The sequence below is a fragment of the Pseudomonas sp. FBCC-B35 genome (genome assembly GCF_059133755.1).
The window spans coordinates 2,223,348-2,241,064 of sequence record NZ_CP101439.1 but is presented as its reverse complement, the minus strand read 5'-3'; the positions used below and the strand labels follow the sequence as shown (position 1 = coordinate 2,241,064).

At 54.8% G+C, this 17,717-nt stretch carries 23 protein-coding genes and 3 pseudogenes; 11 read left to right on the top strand and 15 right to left on the bottom strand.

The annotated features are described in order from the left end of the window. The first annotated feature begins 77 nt into the window (after positions 1 to 77). Together NMB38_RS10500 and NMB38_RS10495 are read left to right on the top strand one after the other, a co-directional pair. Positions 78 to 284, top strand: coding sequence for a hypothetical protein (locus NMB38_RS10500; protein ID WP_028687870.1), 207 nt, complete (start codon positions 78 to 80; stop codon positions 282 to 284). A 124-nt stretch (positions 285 to 408) separates the two neighbouring features. Then, entirely contained in the window at positions 409 to 645 is a 237-nt protein-coding gene (locus NMB38_RS10495) for a hypothetical protein (RefSeq protein WP_305955534.1), read from the top strand. A 35-nt stretch (positions 646 to 680) separates the two neighbouring features. Here NMB38_RS10495 and NMB38_RS10490 read toward each other — a convergent pair whose 3' ends face one another. Then, entirely contained in the window at positions 681 to 989 is a 309-nt protein-coding gene (locus NMB38_RS10490) for a hypothetical protein (RefSeq protein WP_088523781.1), read from the bottom strand. A gap of 316 nt (positions 990 to 1,305) precedes the next feature. Here NMB38_RS10490 and NMB38_RS10485 point away from each other — a divergent pair, with 316 nt between their 5' ends. Next, positions 1,306 to 1,563: a hypothetical protein gene (locus NMB38_RS10485; protein WP_088523782.1), complete on the top strand. Its 258-nt coding sequence runs from the start codon at positions 1,306 to 1,308 to the stop codon at positions 1,561 to 1,563. Positions 1,564 to 2,027: 464 nt separating this feature from the next. Here the strand turns inward: NMB38_RS10485 and NMB38_RS10480 are convergent, their stop codons facing one another. Beyond that, entirely contained in the window at positions 2,028 to 2,327 is a 300-nt protein-coding gene (locus tag NMB38_RS10480) for a hypothetical protein (protein WP_027916381.1), read from the bottom strand. A gap of 196 nt (positions 2,328 to 2,523) precedes the next feature. Between NMB38_RS10480 and NMB38_RS10475 the strand changes: the two genes are divergently transcribed. After that, positions 2,524 to 2,856 (top strand): hypothetical protein, encoded by a 333-nt coding sequence (locus NMB38_RS10475; RefSeq protein WP_088523783.1) that lies wholly within the window; start codon positions 2,524 to 2,526, stop codon positions 2,854 to 2,856. A 683-nt stretch (positions 2,857 to 3,539) separates the two neighbouring features. On the opposite strand, the gene arsH is transcribed toward NMB38_RS10475, so the two are convergent. The 6 genes and pseudogenes from arsH to NMB38_RS10445 form a co-directional block, all read right to left on the bottom strand. After that, positions 3,540 to 4,217 (bottom strand): arsenical resistance protein ArsH, encoded by a 678-nt coding sequence (arsH, locus tag NMB38_RS10470; RefSeq protein ID WP_230396049.1) that lies wholly within the window; start codon positions 4,215 to 4,217, stop codon positions 3,540 to 3,542. 56 nt (positions 4,218 to 4,273) lie between these two features. Continuing rightward, positions 4,274 to 4,744, bottom strand: a complete 471-nt coding sequence (locus NMB38_RS10465) for an arsenate reductase ArsC (protein WP_028687869.1) — start codon at positions 4,742 to 4,744, stop codon at positions 4,274 to 4,276. A 9-nt stretch (positions 4,745 to 4,753) separates the two neighbouring features. Continuing rightward, positions 4,754 to 6,043 (bottom strand): arsenic transporter, encoded by a 1,290-nt coding sequence (locus tag NMB38_RS10460; protein WP_028687868.1) that lies wholly within the window; start codon positions 6,041 to 6,043, stop codon positions 4,754 to 4,756. A 19-nt stretch (positions 6,044 to 6,062) separates the two neighbouring features. Then, a complete protein-coding gene (locus NMB38_RS10455; protein WP_028687867.1) occupies positions 6,063 to 6,413 on the bottom strand; it encodes a metalloregulator ArsR/SmtB family transcription factor in 351 nt (116 codons plus the stop codon). 68 nt (positions 6,414 to 6,481) lie between these two features. Further along, a pseudogene (locus NMB38_RS10450) lies at positions 6,482 to 6,898 on the bottom strand (IS66 family transposase); the annotation flags it as partial. 496 nt (positions 6,899 to 7,394) lie between these two features. Beyond that, positions 7,395 to 7,811: a hypothetical protein gene (locus NMB38_RS10445; RefSeq protein ID WP_028687865.1), complete on the bottom strand. Its 417-nt coding sequence runs from the start codon at positions 7,809 to 7,811 to the stop codon at positions 7,395 to 7,397. A gap of 170 nt (positions 7,812 to 7,981) precedes the next feature. Between NMB38_RS10445 and NMB38_RS10440 the strand changes: the two genes are divergently transcribed. Both NMB38_RS10440 and NMB38_RS10435 read left to right on the top strand, forming a co-directional pair. Continuing rightward, a complete protein-coding gene (locus NMB38_RS10440) occupies positions 7,982 to 8,419 on the top strand; it encodes an acetyltransferase (RefSeq protein ID WP_028687864.1) in 438 nt (145 codons plus the stop codon). An 89-nt stretch (positions 8,420 to 8,508) separates the two neighbouring features. Next, positions 8,509 to 8,886 (top strand): VOC family protein, encoded by a 378-nt coding sequence (locus NMB38_RS10435; protein WP_027916390.1) that lies wholly within the window; start codon positions 8,509 to 8,511, stop codon positions 8,884 to 8,886. 106 nt (positions 8,887 to 8,992) lie between these two features. On the opposite strand, the gene NMB38_RS10430 is transcribed toward NMB38_RS10435, so the two are convergent. The 6 genes from NMB38_RS10430 to NMB38_RS10405 all read right to left on the bottom strand — a co-directional run bounded on the left by NMB38_RS10430 (position 8,993) and on the right by NMB38_RS10405 (position 11,808). Beyond that, on the bottom strand, positions 8,993 to 9,160 hold the full coding sequence (locus NMB38_RS10430) for a hypothetical protein (protein ID WP_165919287.1): 168 nt from the start codon (positions 9,158 to 9,160) through the stop codon (positions 8,993 to 8,995). 120 nt (positions 9,161 to 9,280) lie between these two features. Then, positions 9,281 to 9,469, bottom strand: coding sequence for a hypothetical protein (locus NMB38_RS10425; protein WP_027916391.1), 189 nt, complete (start codon positions 9,467 to 9,469; stop codon positions 9,281 to 9,283). 201 nt (positions 9,470 to 9,670) lie between these two features. Further along, entirely contained in the window at positions 9,671 to 10,027 is a 357-nt protein-coding gene (locus tag NMB38_RS10420) for a hypothetical protein (RefSeq protein WP_027916392.1), read from the bottom strand. A 62-nt stretch (positions 10,028 to 10,089) separates the two neighbouring features. Further along, positions 10,090 to 10,380, bottom strand: a complete 291-nt coding sequence (locus NMB38_RS10415; protein ID WP_225806690.1) for a hypothetical protein — start codon at positions 10,378 to 10,380, stop codon at positions 10,090 to 10,092. A 166-nt stretch (positions 10,381 to 10,546) separates the two neighbouring features. Continuing rightward, the gene (locus NMB38_RS10410; protein ID WP_088523788.1) at positions 10,547 to 10,852 is read right to left on the bottom strand and encodes an NIPSNAP family protein; all 306 of its coding nucleotides are present in this window, start codon (positions 10,850 to 10,852) and stop codon (positions 10,547 to 10,549) included. Positions 10,853 to 11,640: 788 nt separating this feature from the next. Continuing rightward, on the bottom strand, positions 11,641 to 11,808 hold the full coding sequence (locus tag NMB38_RS10405) for a hypothetical protein (protein WP_154665212.1): 168 nt from the start codon (positions 11,806 to 11,808) through the stop codon (positions 11,641 to 11,643). A 483-nt stretch (positions 11,809 to 12,291) separates the two neighbouring features. Here NMB38_RS10405 and NMB38_RS10400 point away from each other — a divergent pair, with 483 nt between their 5' ends. Together NMB38_RS10400 and NMB38_RS10395 are read left to right on the top strand one after the other, a co-directional pair. Then, the gene (locus NMB38_RS10400) at positions 12,292 to 12,711 is read left to right on the top strand and encodes a hypothetical protein (RefSeq protein ID WP_125922693.1); all 420 of its coding nucleotides are present in this window, start codon (positions 12,292 to 12,294) and stop codon (positions 12,709 to 12,711) included. A gap of 831 nt (positions 12,712 to 13,542) precedes the next feature. Further along, the gene (locus NMB38_RS10395; protein WP_028687863.1) at positions 13,543 to 13,836 is read left to right on the top strand and encodes a hypothetical protein; all 294 of its coding nucleotides are present in this window, start codon (positions 13,543 to 13,545) and stop codon (positions 13,834 to 13,836) included. A 378-nt stretch (positions 13,837 to 14,214) separates the two neighbouring features. Here the strand turns inward: NMB38_RS10395 and NMB38_RS10390 are convergent, their stop codons facing one another. Beyond that, on the bottom strand, positions 14,215 to 14,685 hold the full coding sequence (locus tag NMB38_RS10390; protein ID WP_490806166.1) for a lysozyme inhibitor LprI family protein: 471 nt from the start codon (positions 14,683 to 14,685) through the stop codon (positions 14,215 to 14,217). A gap of 273 nt (positions 14,686 to 14,958) precedes the next feature. Here NMB38_RS10390 and NMB38_RS10385 point away from each other — a divergent pair. The 3 genes and pseudogenes from NMB38_RS10385 to NMB38_RS10375 all read left to right on the top strand — a co-directional run. Continuing rightward, positions 14,959 to 15,311: pseudogene (locus NMB38_RS10385) on the top strand (SAM-dependent methyltransferase); the annotation flags it as partial. 43 nt (positions 15,312 to 15,354) lie between these two features. Beyond that, positions 15,355 to 15,669: pseudogene (locus tag NMB38_RS10380) on the top strand (site-specific integrase). 505 nt (positions 15,670 to 16,174) lie between these two features. Continuing rightward, positions 16,175 to 17,551 carry a PIN-like domain-containing protein gene (locus NMB38_RS10375; RefSeq protein WP_494355071.1) on the top strand — a complete coding sequence of 459 codons (1,377 nt, stop codon included), beginning with the start codon at positions 16,175 to 16,177 and terminating at the stop codon, positions 17,549 to 17,551. The last annotated feature ends 166 nt before the right edge of the window (positions 17,552 to 17,717 follow it).

The window sequence follows — 17,717 nt, the reverse complement described above, 5'->3', positions numbered from 1 at the left end:
GCAAGGGCAGGTATAGGGTGGCAATGTCATCAGGCCAATCCCGGCACGCGAACCCTTCAGCCAAGGATGCCGAGCCCATGAACGAGTCGTCTAAACAAACGCGGTTGTTTTACCAGAACGGTAAGCTGATAACCCTCGTGAGCCCCGAGCAGCGTCAGCAGATCTTTCGCTCCCCTGATACAGCGCTTGCCGAAACGCGTGTTGATAGTGGCCCGGCCTTGCTGGGTACTGACGCTCAGGGATCGGTTCTAATGGTGCAATCCGAAGATCAAGCACCCTCCTGATTGGGGTCGTAGGCAGGTGCAGAAAGAGCGTGGGCACAGGCGTTCCCTTCCGTTGCTGGAAGCCGGGCCAAGCGCAGCGGCTGACAAACATGCTAACGTTGAACGCATCGCCCATCGAGTCAACATGTTCATGGAATCACTTGACTGCATCAAATCGGACTTGGTCAAAACCGCAGATCATCTAGAAGAACTTGGCAAAGCCATGAACGGCCATGCGCGCTTCATGCAGGCGCGGGGTGCTCATCCGGATCAGATCGACGTGAACGCACACATTGAAGCCCTTGCACAGGTAACCGAAGCCCTACGGGAGGTGGCAACCAAGATGCAACGCTCACTTAGCCCTGCCGTGCGTAACAAGTGACGCATTGAGTACAATCCCATCCCCCGAAGATCGTCTCAATGAAACCTGAGCTTGACCACCTTGCTCAGCGCCCAGCCGCCGAATACGTAGAACAGGTCCAGGTAGAAGCGGCCGGCATAGTTGGGCACAGGGTGGTTGTCGATGAGCTGCTCAGGACCGGGGGCAGGCGGCATGAGCGCGTAAAGTGCGTTCGGGATCAAGGCCAGGGCGATCAGCAGCAAGTAGGCTGCCCCTTTGATCCAGTGCGCGCGTGGTGTAGGCCTGGCTGACCATTTGACGCCGTAATACGCGATCAGGCCTGCCACGGGCAATACCCAGAAATGTGTTGGGATGCCAATGAACATTTCAGCTACAGCACTTCTTGTTTCCACGCACTTTCCTCCGATTGAATACGCGAAGTATTGCGGTTGAGTGCGTCAAAAGCAAAGTGCTCATGACGCCTCTACGCGCTTGGCTGCTACTTCAGTATTCAGTTAGCTGTCGTGGGGAAAAGCATCGGGCACTCCCAGTGCCGCGGTCATGTCGCTGGGTTTGCATCCAGCGTGGATGCAAACCCAGTACACGTCTCGTACCAAGCGTAGTAGCGTTCGCCTTTCGACGAACTGCCAAGGTCCGTTGCTTATGTCCATGGACCGGGCCACTCACGAACTGGGAAGTCAAATGGAACACGTTCATTCCGTCAGCCAAGACGTCATCGATTCAGCACTCATTGCGTTTTCACGTTTCAAGATTGGTGAGATCAAGGTTTACGATCTGGAAAATGCAATGAGTTATGAAGCCGGACAAGCGCTTGCCCGCAGCGGGCTGGTGCGGTTCTCGATTCACAAGCTGCCATCGGGACGGTACCGCATCAGTGACGAGGGCGAGAGCGCGATTACCGAAGCAGGCCGCGAACGGCTGGAGATGATCAGGGGTTGAGCGGGTAGTTGGCTGAAATAAATCCCCAGAGATGCAGCTGCAGACGGCACAGGATTGACCCGTGCCGTCTCGCACCCTCAAGTACCCTGACTCCAATGAGCAGCGATCGCCAGCACGACGAAAGCCACCACCGCCTCCACAACAAGGTAGATACCGTAGAAGTCCTCTGAAAACATACGCAACTTTCCGCTTGAGAAACGACTGTCCTGAGCCGAATGACCCGGCGCCTGAATCAGATAAGCGGTGGCATTCAGAAGTTCATGCCCGGTAAAGACTGTCAGGCGACTCCAGGCGGAATGCCATCCTTGTTCTTGTCCTTGAGTCGCGCTTTTTCCTCCTCGGTGGCGTGAGCCGGTACCTGATCTTTTTTGGGTTCAGGTTGCTGTTCAGTCATGTTCAAACTCCTCAACGTGTGAAACGTTGGGCATTTGTTGCGCTCAGCAGTTCAGATGTATCGGCAGCCATCATGTTCCATGACCGCTCTTGGGGATGCTCTGGGAATTGAAAGAAGCCACTTCGCGGGCCCTCATGACGCCCCAGGCCAATGCCCGGGACATGGACTCCTTTGGGCGGTCGTCGAACGCCTCCTCATAGACAGGCACGCCGCCAGGGGCATAGACACCTATGAACAGCTGAACGAGGCCTTTTCGGGACAGACGAACCTGTACATTAATCGACGTCTTGTCGCTTAATGTCTCTTCGTGCGCGCGATGGTGCAACGTAGGGTCAGCCCAGGACCAGAACACACTGCCGCGTATCCGCATCGCGCCTCCTAATACTTTAGTCTAATGGCCGCTAAGAGGGACATTAGCCGCCTGCCGCTTGGGCTACTAGCGAAATATGGCATCGAACCTCATCGATCAGACGAGCGGGAACGTCGGTGCCATAATGCTGGGCTGTCGCGATAGGGCGCCATTAGCGATGCCTGGACGCACTGCACATCTACCGCGAGCATCAATCATGAATTCGTTACTGACCTTCTTCGCAGCTGCGGTGTTGCCACTGTTGGCGATCGCCCTGACGGTCATGGCGCACCGGCACGTCATGCAGAAATGGCGAGCGAAAATCGATACCGAACTTGCACAGGCCTTGAGCACCTTGGGTGTCACCACTTACACACTGCTCGTGGACAAATTGACTTCGCCCAGCACCGACAGAACTGCCCAGGTCTATCGCATTCTCCTTGGCGAGCGCGGAGACTACTATCTGTTCATGAAAATCGGAGAGCAGCCAGGCCTGCTCAAGCCGTTGAGCAAGGAACGGGCTTTGCTGGCTGTGCGGGTCAATGGCTAATATGCTTTGGCGGTGGCCGATCAGGCATCTCACTAGGTGTCAGAATTCGAGAGCATGCGCTTGATCGGCTTCTTGTAGAAAGCGTGTTTATCAGCGGCATGATGAACGTTGAACGATGGGAGATGACGCGCGCTGGCTGCGTAAAGGGGCGAAACTTACCGCTGAGTCAACGGACCTATCCGATTCGACTTTAATCTGCCCTGCCAGTTGCCAGTACCGTACTACGTGAGACATTTGAGGGCTGAATGTGCAATGAATAAAGGTCTACTGATCGGGCTGGTGGTGACCCTGCTTACGGGGTGCAATCATTATTTCAACAGCCCCTATGGAAGTCGCTGGGATCAACGAAATATCCCCTGTGACGCCACGCCACCTAATCAACCTGGGTGCTACGACAATGTGCACCAAGAGGGGCTGCTCAACAGGCTTTTAAGAAAGGACTAGTCATGCCTGCTTTCTTGGCCCGCTTGTTCAAGCGCACAGATAAGCCAGGGCACGCTGAACTCAACCGTTCAACCGACTCCAGCCAGATCAGCCCTCCCTCCTCCGTGCCCTTCATGGACAACGACGAGACCACGCGCCTGGCCACAACCTGCTCGATACGAAGCTACGACGTAAGCGCACCAGCCATTACACGTTGCAATTGAAGTTGCGTAATGGCTGACATCCCATCCAAGCGATTCCTAGATGGAGCGTTGATTTATCCTGGCCGATAGAGCTTCAGCGCTTTCTTTTCGCTCCGAATATCGATCTACCAAATAGCCCTCACGGCCACGAACCAGCAGCGTGAACTTCACCAGTTCCTCCATCACATCGACCACGCGGTCATAATACGGCGAAGGTTTCATTCGGCCAGCATCGTCGAACTCCAGATACGCCTTCGGCACGGACGACTGATTCGGGATGGTCAGCATGCGCATCCATCGACCTAACACACGCATCTGGTTCACAGCGTTGAATGACTGAGACCCGCCGCACACCTGCATCACCGCGAGTGTTTTGCCTTGGGTGGGCCGCACGGCACCCAGGGTCAAAGGAATCCAATCGATCTGCGCTTTGAATACCCCGGACATAGCGCCATGACGCTCGGGGGAACACCATACCTGTCCGTCTGACCACAGCACCAGATTACGCAGCTCTTGTACCTTCGGGTGTTCGACTGGCGCGTCATCCGGCAAGGGCAAACCTGACGGATCGAAAATCACCGTCTCGGCGCCCATGTACTGGAGCAGTCTAGCGGCCTCTTGCGTCAAGAGACGACTGAACGAACGCTCTCTGGTCGATCCATAGAGCAGAAGGATGCGTGGTTTGACGTTCGACGCATCAGCCAGGTTAAGCTTATCGGCAGTGGGCAGATCCATCAGCAACAGATCGAGGGCAGGAAAGGCCTCGGCAGAGTCGATATCGAACTCGTTCATCACAATGCTCCAATCCGATCCAAAGCCTGCTTCAGGTCGTCGCCTTGAAGTGTCTTCAGATCCAACGCGAATAACGCTGCGAACCGCCTTTTGATGTGTTCAACCGTTGCGTCGAATGCGACCTGAATAGCCTCGTCGCTGCCATCCACTTCCGATGGGTCAGGCAGCCCCCAGTGGCTCTTGATGGCCGGGCCAAAATACACCGGACAGGCTTCGCTACTTGCCTTGTCGCACACAGTGATCACGATATCGGGTGGCGAGTCCTCGAACGCTTCTGATCCCTTGCTATAAAGGGCGGACGTGTCGACACCCAGTCCTTGCAGCGTGCTCACCGCACGGGGATTGAGTTTGCCGCTGGGGAGGCTGCCCGAACTGATGGCCGTGAAGCCGTCCGGCGCAACATGGTTGAACAGTCCTTCGGACAGGACGCTGCGACAGCTATTGGCCGTACACATGAACAGCATCTTCATAAGTTACTCCTACGTGCTGATGCTCAAGCGCACGGCAAGCGCTGCCAGTGTCAGCAGCAGAATGGGGAAAGTGATTACGCAGCCAACCTTGAAGTAGTAACCCCAAGTGATGCGGATGTTTTTCTGAGCCAGGACATGCAGCCACAGCAGCGTCGCCAGACTACCGATGGGGGTTATCTTGGGGCCAAGGTCGCAGCCGATGATGTTGGCGTACACCATGGCTTCGTGGGCGAGCCCCGTCGCGCCACTGTCCTGAATCGACAAGGCACCAATCAGCACGCTGGGCATGTTGTTCATGACAGATGACAGCAGCGCAGCCGTGAAACCGGTGCCGAGTGTCGCAACCCACAGACCATGATCGGCGAAGGTGCCGAACAATGAGCCGAGTCCTTCTGTCAGCCCTGCATTCTTCAGGCCGTAGATCACCAGATACATGCCAAGTGAAAACAATACGACCTGCCAGGGTGCGTTGAGCATGACTTTGCGGGTCGAGATCACATGCCCTTTCGCGGCAATTATCAGCAACACCAGTGCGCATACAGCGGCGACAGCACTGATCGGTATGCCTAGGGGCTCAAGGGCGAACAAACCGACTAGCAGATGCAGCAACACCCACCAGCCAGCAATGAACGTATGGCGATCCTTGATGGCCTCTTCTGGTCGCGGTAGTTCTTCGGGTGAGTACGCCAGCGGTACCTCTTTTCGATAAAACAACCAAAGCATGCCTAGCGTCGCCCCGACACTGGCCAGATTCACCGGCCACATAATCGAGGCGTACTGACCAAATCCGATGTCGAAAAAATCGGCAGAGACGATGTTCACAAGGTTCGAGACAACCAGCGGCAAGCTGGCAGTGTCGGCAATGAAGCCGGCAGCCATCACGAAAGCCAAGGTTGCTGCCGGGCTAAAGCGCAGCGCCGTAAGCATTGCGATGACAATGGGGGTCAGAATCAATGCTGCGCCATCATTAGCAAACAGGGCCGAGACAGCTGCACCCAAGAGTACCATTAGTGCAAACAGGCGTGCCCCGCTGCCTCTCCCCCAACGAGCCACATGAAGCGCTACCCACTCGAAAAAGCCTGCCTCATCCAGCAGGAGGCTGATGATGATCACCGCAATGAACGTCGCCGTTGCGTTCCACACAATGTGCCAGACCACCGGGATATCACTGAGCGCAACAACGCCAGTTAGCAACGCGACCACCGCTCCGGCAGACGCACTCCAACCCACGCCAAGCCCTCGGGGTTGCCAGATCACCAGTACCAGCGTTACCAGAAAAATAGACACTGCCAGCAACATCTCGGGTCTCCAATAACACTTAGCAACAGGAAACCTGGCGTACCGGGCGACCTTCCATGGAAGCAAGGCGACCTTGGTCATCACCGAGCCAAGTGCGGTTAGCCTCGAGCGTCGCCTGAAGTACATCCAGTGCCCATAGAGGCAGTTCCGGATGAAGACGGTAGTAAACCCATTGGCCCTGCCGACGGTCCTCCAGCAGCCCGCAGGTACGAAGCTGAGCCAGGTGGCGTGAGATCTTCGGCTGGCTGTCGTCGAGTGCCCAAATCAGTTCACAGACGCACAGCTCACCCTCAGCTGCGAGCATGAGCATGATCCGGGCGCGGGTTTCGTCACCAAGGCATTTAAAGAAAATAGGCGGCTGAATGGGCATGACCAACCTTTATATTCGATTCTACGCATATGCGAATTTACAGATATGTAGCCGCAATTGGAAGCGGCTCATCTCGCTTCAGGCGCCCACGTATGCGCAAGCAGATCAGGAAACTCGCTTACCCTTTGGGTTGGCAGACGACTAGGGACGTCTTTCAGGTAGGCGTATGGATCATGTCCATTCAGCCGTGCTGACTGGATCAGGCTCATGATCGCCGCTGCCCGTTTACCGCTGCGTAACGACCTGGCAAGGAGCCAGTTCGAATGACCGAGGGCCCATGGGCGAATCTGATTTCCCCCCTGATTGTTATGGATGGGCACATTCGAAGCGAACAGGTCAAAGAATTTGCGACGGACATGGGCCATACAGCCAATGTCGAACAAGCCCTGTACGAAGCTGGCGTTGTAACCTGCAAAGTCATCGCAGACCAACTAGCCATTCCACGAGCCCAGAAAACGAGGCTGCATAGGAAATCCGCTTGATGGACCAGAAATGGTGTCCACTCAAACTTAGGGGGCTCCATGGCCTTCAGCAGTCGTGTGGGGAAGATGTGGTTGCCGGACGGTTACACTACGACTGCCATCACGTCAGCAATAGCGCCCTATCGGGGACAGCCACGCTAGCGACAGCGGATCGAGCACCAGCAGTTGCGACTAACGATCTGTCATCTTCTGGGTAACCAGGCCGCGAGCAGCCATATCACGCCTGTCGCCAACACCCAAGGCCACCTGCTCGCGGGATTCATTGCCATACCCACCAACGCGATAACGATCAATGCCCCCCCCGCCCATCGTTTGCGCGCTGGTGTAAACCATCTCTGAAACCGCCTAAGCATGGCCTGCACGTTTATCACCACCTGTGCTGCACTCAAACGATCGCAGTCTCTGTCGTCGTTCTGATTCACCGCGCCTTGTATCCGCATGAATTGACGTGTGCCGGAAAATTGCGGCCATCAGCTACTATGTCCCGGTTATCAGTAGGTCAGGGAAGAACACCGCGCGCCTGCTTCATTGCCTGCAAGGTCATGCGCTTGTGCTGCAGCGCTGACTGATCTTCGATCCTGCGCACCGCCAGCGCTCTCAATACCTCATAAGCAAGCGCATGACAGACAGGCTCAGTCACGCCATGCCCACGCTGCAGGTCGATAGCGGCTTGCCGACGCTCAATTTCCATCCTTGCTGGGTCATACTCGAACGCCGCAGCTCGCGCCTCGAGCATCACACTATTGGCGGCGGCCAGGTCGACATCCAGCATCCCAGTGAGCGCGCACTGCTCACCTGTAATGGATGACAGCGCAAAACCCTTGTACTGAGCCTCACCCATAACCGGCCGTACAGGTTGCGCAGTGCAGCTCGAAAGCACGACAGTGGCCATGAGCAGATATCGATAATTTTTCATCAGGTCACGTCAGGTCAAATACAGTGGATGAGCCATACGTTACAATTGGCCTCGTCAAAACCACGCTCCAGGCGCTGCTCGTTCGGCCACCCTACCGATGTGCCACGCTTAGACTCGCTATCTTCCCTGCCACCCCTCTTTTTCCGCTATCACCCGTTAAGGATGATGCCATGATCATTCGCCAGGCTACTAATACCGACCATCCGCAGTTGCTCGACCTTTGGCTGCGCGCCGTTCGTGCCACTCACCATTTCCTACAGGAAGCCGATATCGAGGCGTTGTTTGCTCAACTGCGCGATAGCTACCTGCCGGCTGTCGAATTATGGATGGCAGAGGATGCCGTAAACGGCCCGCTTGGGTTCATCGGGCTTAACGTAAGCCACGTAGAAATGCTGTTTATCGAACCCAGTCGGCGAGGTGAAGGCATCGGCCGCGCGCTACTGGATCACGCCCGGAGTTCACGCGGCCAAATTAGCGTTGATGTGAATGAGCAGAATCCGAAAGCGGTCGGGTTCTATCTGCATTATGGTTTTATCCAAACAGGCCGCTCCCCTCTCGATGGTGAGGGCCGCCCGTTCCCCTTGCTGCACCTGAGCTTGCCCGGCTAGCACTGCAGCCGTGGGGTGCTACTGGTCCGCTCATTGACCATTACGAAACCTTCATCGAAAACCAACTGCTCACCCAGGGAGGCAGTGAAATGATCAACCATCTGGATCACCTCGTTTTGACAACCATCGATGTCGAGGCATGCAAGGATTTCTATACCCGCGTCATGGGCATGAACCTGGAAATTTTCGGTGCCGGGCGCTTGGCTTTGCGCTTCGGTGAGCAAAAGATCAACGTACACGTGCGTGGCCACGAATTCGAACCCAAGGCTCACTTGCCAGTCTCAGGCGCGTTGGACCTCTGCTTCATCGCCTCGATCAGCCTTGAGAAAGTCGTGGCCCATCTAGAAGCACAGCAGTGGCCAATTATCGAGGGCCCCGTTCAACGCACCGGCGCCACGGGACCTATCCGATCCGTTTATGTGCGCGACCCGGATCTCAACTTGATAGAGATATCGGAGCGACTCTAGCAGAGTTTACAGGAGCAGAATGAAGCGCGATCCAGACAGGCCTGGGTGCTCTCGAGAAAACCAAGCAGGCTATCGGGTGGGGCTTGCCGGTAACGGCCCCGACCGATCAGGAAAAGAGCTTGAACGCTACCCAGCTCGTCGCCAAAGCAAAGACTGCGCCCGCAGCAGCCGACAGAAAGATGCTGCGCGCTTGGTGCTGCGTGCCCTCGCGGACCTCACTGCCCAGCTGTGCCAGGTTCTCTTTCATCTGCTTGATAACTTGATCATGGCTCATGGTCGCCCTCGCTTGTGATGCCAGGTCACGCCTGTTGCTAGACCCTATGGCGATAGTGTCGGCCGAATTGGCGTAAAGCTCAAGACCACTCGGCGCAAGCCTGTTTCTCAGGACGGCAGGCTAGAGCTTTTGAATGAAGGCCGCAGCGGTAACGATGACGGTGACTAGCCCTCCCACCGCGACAAAGGGGTAAAACAGCGTCTCGCGCTTCATTTTGTTGGCCTCGGCGATCAATTTTCGCGCCTCGGCGGTGAGCTTGTGAATTTCAGCTTGGAGCTTCTCAAGCTCCAGCTCCTCCTTCTCGGTCATTGGCCGTCCTTTCGTGCCTTGAGCCGCACCCTGTCGTGCGTCCTCTGTGCTGCATTATGTGTTCTTAGGTTAGGGAATGCAGCACGCCACAGCATTCATTGATGCTGTACTCCTCAGTGGCGGGCACCGTGGCCTTGAGCGTGGCCACCACGCGCTCGGTAGCAGTCAGCGACCATTGAAAAGCTATCCACCCCGGATAGGTCAACCGGCGCATGACCTGACCGCATCTGTCACGCGCTCCAGCGGTGACTGCCAGGTGCGATAGAAGTGATAACGGACAGTCGAACCACTTGGTGCTGATGCCACATCGACCAAATGGATAGGCGTCTGCGCGTCAGGCGCCAAGACAGCGTAGCGGTCGCCAGATGTCTGCAAGATACCGCCGACACTTACCCCCAGCACCGTGGTGTTCTGCCAGGCATCTCGGATGCACTCGGCAACCTGCTGGGGTGGCCTTGACGACTTCAAGTCCAGCAGTGGCGGATTGCTTCGGGTGTCGCCAACGCTCGCACACCCCGCCAGCAATGCCAAGCCCGACCCGACTATGATGTTTCGCATATTTTCTATCTCCTGAAAGTCGAGACCGTATCAGCCCGGCATCTGCGCGCTCGACGGAACCGCTACAGACAGCCTTGCAATGCTGACAGGCGCTTTTTTGCGATCCAGTTCCCCAGCACCACGTAGTACTTTGCTTCAGACCCACTCGGTGCTGGCTGGATGTCTACGAAATACTCTGATACTTGCGTGAAGACGGTATAGCCGACATCGCGGCCTGCTTGAAGAGTGGCGCCAGGTGTTCCACCAAAAATCGGCTGATTTTGCCATTCGTATTGGACACACTTCGCCAGCGCGGCGTCAGTTTTGGTCGATCTCAGAACTTTATAGGGACCAGCCTGACGAGCTTCATTCATGGTTGGAGCCATGCATCCCGCTAGCAAAGCCAAACCCATTGCCCCGATCAAGATTCGAATTTGATCCCTCCTTGATGATGCCGGGAATCCACCACAAGGCGGCGTGGCCCTGCCCAGATGCGAAAAGCCCAGAACAGAGCTGGGCTGATACAAGGAAATCTGCTTACTACTTGAACACTGGGCGCAAGAAGCTTCGCTCGTAACTCAGAATGAATTTCCTGTCGCTGGCCTCCTTGACCAATTCCATACATGCCGAATCGCCTGCCGCCTGCTGTCGATACTGCTCATAGGCAGCAAGGCTCTCGAAGCTGAACAGGCAATAGGCGACATTGCTCGCCCCCTCAGAAGGCAGGAAATAGCCATGGTGCTGGCCTCCCATGCGCTCGACCAGAGCGATCCAGTGACGGGAATACGCCTCAAAAGCGGGAAGCTGGTAGGGATCAATCACATAACGAACATGGCAGGTGACCATGGAGTCATTCCTTTGAAGGCTTGAGTAAAGCGCAAACTCTAAGGCAATCCTGCACAGACTTCCAAGGATGACCACCTATCCCCCTGGACGCATCACCCGTAACCGTACGGCCTCATGCCGTCGTAGCGTTGTCTCCCAACGACCCGCCCCGGTCCGTTGCCGGAAAGCCCATGGAGTTGGGCTTGGATGCTCAAGGAGGATCAACTGGAGCGAGCAACACGCAATGACTTCCCACGAGGTCGGCGTGTGCGCTGCACTTCAGTCAGATGGCGCATTCTTTGCGACTCTCGCCCTCTCGCAGCGCAGTAAGATTAAAGACGTAGCTAATGTACCGATAGACGTCATGCCAGCCGATGGGATGTGATCAATCTGCAGAAGAGGATGCAGCAAGTCATAAGGAGAGTCGCCCTAAGCAAGATAGAGGAAGGAACGAAGACAGAAAGGGACTTGTGTGCTGCTGAACGATCAGGCTTTGCGTGCTATCCAGTTCGCCAGGCCATACGCCGACTGCCTCTGTTCTAAGTCCCGCATTCATAGCCCAACAGCTGGGTCACAGCGTTTACATGCTGATATCGACCTATGCCGTTGGCTCAACCCAAGCTCCGACTGGAGCAAGCTGGAAAAACTCGAAGTATCGGACGTATCAAAACCTGGCCGAGTGTTTCAACGACGACGCCACTGCCATCCTGAGCTTCGTAGTTCGCGCTGCCGCCTAACCCTGCGGCGCTGCCCGCCAGCACCCAAACGAAAAACGCCGCCTAGAGATAGGCGGCATTAGAAATTCCCCATCAGGGCTTGAAACCCTTATCTGGTGTCTTCGGAGGTGGGATGTCCCATAGCCTGTCGCTGGATTCCTGCTGCGCCTTTGCTTTTTGCTCTTCTGTTGAGCCAAAGCAGCCGCTCAGCAACAGCGCAGTAACGGCGACGAGAATTGCGCCAATCATGGTGTGCTTCATAAGGTTCCTTCCTGTGAGATGGTCGGGCATTACATCAAAAATCGCCAATCGCCGCAAAGCATGGCGCTGAGCCAGTAGCCACCACCTGCCGTACTCAAAACATGAACGCTTTCATGTCCAACCGAATTCTTTGAAGGAGGTGAAAACGCCTCCATGTGGGTTTAATTATAACTAGCCTCCATATCCTCTTTACTTCGCTGCAGGCACATTCCTTTTACGTAAGCTTCTGCGTACTCAAAAGTGCTTCACCGATCGAAGTCTTCGACCAAATTCGACCCAAGATATCTGACCTAATTGTAACACCGTAAGTATAAACGCAACTGGGGAAACTATCAGTATCATTTTTCCAGGCAGATCACCGATAGACCTCACCATCACTAAAGATCATCGACTGCAACGGTGGTCTTTTCAGCTCAGCCAAGTACGCAACACTTTGTGATCTAGTCATGCTAGGAAACACCTCACCTTTAGGTATAGGTAACCTTGAGCAGGCTGGGCTGCCGATTGTTGGGCTGGACCTATGTCGATAGCGCCGACATCAATCAGCTGCTGGAAATCGCAGAGCTGCAGCTGGCATTGACGATCCACGATGACGCTGACATCCAGGATAGATGTATTCGGGCCGAGAATTTGGAACTGCACACCAAGCTAGCTGACTGGAACACCACAATCATTCCAGCGCTCAGCAGCGACCTTCGCGAAATCCTCGGACGCCCGAACCTTACTTGCCACCACATCGCCAAGGCTCAACGTATCATGGGGCTCACGATCGCACCCAATGCCGAAGTCAAGCGGGCCGTCGTGATTCACTGGCCTCTCGGGCACTCCTTTAGGCACGGCGCGGATTGGCGTCAGCGTGTAACAGCCGAGCTGGCGAAGGCAGGTAATACGCTGAAAGTCTAATAGGAGTACAAATGTACTACGCTCCGCTATAACCCCTTTCTCCCTATTCACTGCTGCGCTATGTCGATAAAGCCTGACCCGCCCCACATGAAACAATACTAGCGGCTCGGTTCCCCCTCGTGCCCAGCGAACAGCCAGCTTAGAGAAGCCTCTGCTTCAATTGGTTTGCATGCAAATTTGAGGCTGAGGCACAGGCTCCGGCATCAGGTTGGCATGTAACAGATCACCGTAACCCCAGACCAGCGTTCCCAAGACTGCCGCGATGGCGCAAACAGCGCGCCACAATGTGTAGTAACTGCCATGCGATCTTCGCATCTGCCTGTTGAGTCTGCTCACACCCTCGCCCAAAAGCGATTCGCCAAGAAGGGCAAATACAGTTATAACAGATCCCGACCGTGAAAATTGCGCAGCGTCTCCCTCAAACCACCACGCGATACTCCAAGCGAATGAAATAAACACCGCGATTGCAGCTGCGTATAGGCGTCGCCTAACCTCAAACAATGATGCCGCTGCCTTGCCAGTTACCTCAGGCACGTACCTTCCATCATCAATTGAATCGCAAGATCCCCCGTAATTTTCCTCTTTTCTCTTCAGGGCGCCGTGAATCAGAATTGTGGCAGCAACGCCTACGATCAGGCTTAGGTGTGTTTTGCGCACGTGGCTATCTCTCTTGAAATTTGAATTATCTTAATTACTTGTCCGGCTAGTATATATGCCTGACGCATTTTTAATGGTGTATTTACGCATCAGTGCCGAGATATGGCGGCCAAGAAATCCGTAGGCCCAGCGCACAAACGGCGGCACGGTGGTGCCCGTTGATGAGGTGAGCGAATGACCCGCCTCGCCTCCTGCCTCCTGCTGTTGGCCACAGGCGCAAGCGCCGGGCAAACCTTTCATGTCGAGGCATTCGGGAACATCGACAGGGGCGGCAATTGTGTGCACGACGAGGAGCGCGGCGTTACCTACTACGTATTCTACGGCGGACACTTCGGCGGCATCAGCTGCATTTCCGACAGCCAGCCGCAGGCCAGCAATCAGCGCCAGCTCTCCCAGCACGAAACCCAACCCGAACCTCCACCTGCTCTGGCGCCTGGGCGCTGGATTGATGAGAGGTATGAGTTGTGAGGAAAATTCGAGATTTCTTGAAGGCTGTCATAGGGTGGGCTAGTTGGAAGATGGCCGACTCTCTGCATAAGACGTTCGGCGCCTGGCATCCGCATGATGCTATTGACGAAGACCTTGGCTACTGGGGCTAGACATGACCGACCGGATCGAAGCAGAAGGTTGGCTGCTGAGGCAGATCGTCAAGGACGTGGGCCAGTGGCAGAACCCCGCCAAATACCACGAGGCAGCGCGTTGGATGGCGTGGCGTACGCCTCACTGGAGGCTGAGGCCCTGGCCGCTGGAGTCAAGCCATGAGATCCTTGGGAGAAATCATCGAAGCTTCGAAATCGAGCGACTGCCCCGACTACGACGACCTGCGCCTATCAAACACCATCAAAATCACCATTCGTCCAAGTCGTGGAGACGTTGTATCTGGTGCTTGTACTCGCACACTATCTGATAGGTAGAACTCGCGGTCCCAGTGACGAGAGCACCTACCACGTCGCAATCTGCCTCTACGAACTTCTCCCACGCTGCCTGCGCCTGGGGCATCATGGCCGGTACATTTTTCGGGAGCGAGCCTTCATCGACATACACCTTTGCGGTGGCCAGGGCCTTCTGGTACTTCTCTTCCACCGCGTCCTTGGCCGCCTCCCGCATTTCATATGCGCAATGAGCTGAATCCTGGGTGGTTTTGGTCTCCGGCTTTCTCGAGCACTGCTGCCAATCGGCCTCAAGCTTCGCCGCGTACTGACGCACCGCTGCATCCCGTGCTGCAATCTCTGCTTCTTCCCCGTGCAGCTCGGCGTGGGCTGCGCCCACTACTGCCAGCACCGCGCCAGCGATACCGGCCTTGATAACGGTCTTCATTGGTCTCATTTCCCTGAGTCATAGCCCGGCCGGCGTGATGCCGTTCCAGGCGGGTTTGGCTCGGCCAGAAGCCGGGCGAGGTGATCCTGACGCATTATATGCGTTGCCATTACCCTCGAGTTGGAGCACCGCAACATTTCAACCGCAATCAAGGCCTGATCAAAGCGCGCGATTAGCTTCGACAAGATCGTGACGCCCTGCGGTATGCCGGAGGACACCTTCTATGACTCTAGCCCTGATGTACATGGCCTACCTGATTTGCAGGGGGCCGCGATGAGCGCAGCGGTTGAACCGCTCGACACATGCAGTGCCCGCCGCATGATGTGGTTCGACAAGGAAGACCAGCGCGCCCTGTTCGGCGACATCCGCGACGACGAACACCAGCGATGCGACAGCCGGATACTGAAGGTTGAGCCAGATGTGCTGATGGACTTTCGGAGTCTGCCCTTGGGGACGCCGCTTTGCGCTTGGTCGTGTTCGATCCGCCGCATCTGACCCGGGCCGACGTGGCTCGCTGGATGCGGGCAATGTACAGAGTGCTCACCAGTGAATGGCGGGAGGATATCCCCCAAGACTTTGCCGAGCGTTTCCGTGTACTGGAACCTGAGGGAATCCTGATCTTCAAGTGAAACGAAGCCCAAGTGCTGGTCAGCACCAACCAGTCCCTTCGTGTTCCAACCTAGCAAAGGTGGGCTGTGGATCAACGAGCCAAGTGTTACAATCCGCCACTTCAAATCGGCGCTGAAGGCGCTGAACATCCGTGAACGCCGTCAGTACGACACCCGCCACACCTACGCAACCATGTGCCTGATGTCTGGGATGAACCCCGCGTTCATCGCGAGCCAGCTCGGCTACAGCGTCGAGATGTAGCTCTCTACCTACGCGAAATGGATCAGCTCCTCCTTGGACTGGAGGGAGCTGGAGAAGCTGCCGCCCCGAGTCGAAATGGCCCAAAATTGGCCCAGAACTGACGAGAGGGCCTAAATACACCTCTGGAACCCCCGCAGGACAAGCACTTGATCTCCACAGCAAACATCACCATGCGCTATGCCATGGGGTTTAGCGGGTGGGGATGTGTCGATTTTGCTGGGCCAAGCTCCTCTCACTCCCCCACCGATATGCATGAGTTGGTTCGCGAATTGGTCCGATGGCTTTCATGCGATCATGATGCCGATCCGGTATGAAATAGGTTGTTCCCGGCGCATGCTCCGCCTGATTCAACGGCTTCTATCGACCCAAAGCGGCGGCGGAGGGCAGCAAACACCTAGAAGCAGACAGACTCGGCGGTTGGCCATCTGGGCTCCTTGCAACAGATGCGCTTGTAAAAAAGAGAAGCCGTGATTTGGCTACGGCTGCAAACCAATGTCGTGCCCCTCCAGTACACCTTCACATGCCCCTGATATCACTTTAGTGGCGCGATTTTATCCTTTGCGTTACCCTCCGCATCATTCGGACCTATCGTAGGTCTTCATGCATTCCAGGAGAGCATATGAAAGGACTCTTTCCACAATACGACTCATCTAAAAAACTGGATTACAAAGCGATCTGGCGTGACGCAATTTTCGTGTTTGATACAAATGTCCTGCTCAACCTGTACCGATATCAAGAGAAAACTCGCGACGAGTTGCTCGGAGTGCTGTCCGAGCTTTCAGATAAAATATGGATTCCCTTTCATGTCGCATTGGAATTCCAACGCAATCGAATGAAAGTCATTGCGGCTCAAGGAAAGAAATTCTCAGAAATACGGAAGGCGATCGAAAAATTTGAAGTAACAGTTATTTCTGATCTAGGTAAGCTAAACCTAAGAAAAAGGCACACCCTCATCGATCCTGACCACTTTCTAAGCGAATTCGAAAAGCTCACGAAAGATTTTTTAAAAAAACTTAGCGCGGCTCAAAAAACTCAACAAAAACTGACAGAGCCAGATGCCCTGAAAGATAAAATTGAGAGCCTCTTCGAAAATCGAGTAGGCCCGCCACCCCCAGATCAAAAGACAGTAGATGAATTTTGTAAAATCGCTGAGCAGCGTTATAAATTTAAAATCCCTCCGGGATACATGGATAGCAATAAAGATGAGGACTCACCAGACGAATTCATCCACAACAATATTATCTACAAGCGCAAGTTTGGTGATTATCTGGTTTGGAATCAGCTCCTTGATTTTGCCAAAAAAAGCAATAACAAAACTATAGTTTTTGTAACGGATGACGCTAAAGAAGACTGGTGGCAAAAGTATAACCTTGACGGCCCTAAAACAATAGGCCCCCGCCCCGAGCTTATTGAAGATGCGCGTATTTCAGGAGGCATAGATAGCTTTGTAATGTACAACCCTGAAGGCTTCTTGCAGTATTCTAAAGACTATCTTAATACTAAGATCTCAGAATCAACTCTGGAAGATGTTCGCGACACATCTATCGAGCGTCGAAACATTACAGCCGAGTCACAAGAATACTTGTCTTCGCTATTTAAAAAACAAAGAATATTCAAAGACTGGAGGCTTGCCCAAGGGGGGGTAGAGCATCAGCACTCGACCATGGACTTCCTTGTCGAGGACAGCAATGGTAAAAGCGGCTACGAGATCAGGCAGGCTTCAAGGTCGTCCGTGATCTTTGCGAAACTGATTAAAAGTCTAGTAGCACGAGCAGTAAACCATCTGGAAAAGGGAGAGGTAGATACGTTTACAATGGTGTTCATCCTAGATGATGATGAGCAACTAAGCTACGCTGCTGACAGGCTTATTGAGACCAAAATCCCTGGCACCCCAACCAACCTACTGGTTTCACTCTATACTTTGACCGAATCCCACCCCTATATATCCGAGTTCGCAGAGCTTCCCTACTGCAACTTGCCAGAGGCTGACGGATGAGCCTGCGAGCATGAATAGCTCTGAGCCCGCATGGGGAGGTTGAGATTTGAGAAAACGCGCGCCTAGGTTAACCGGATGATTTTTGTGGCGCCCTCGAATGCCCAGCGGCAAGCGTGCGGCGCCTCCATCAGTGTGATCCCGTCGGAATTCATGAATGGGACATGAT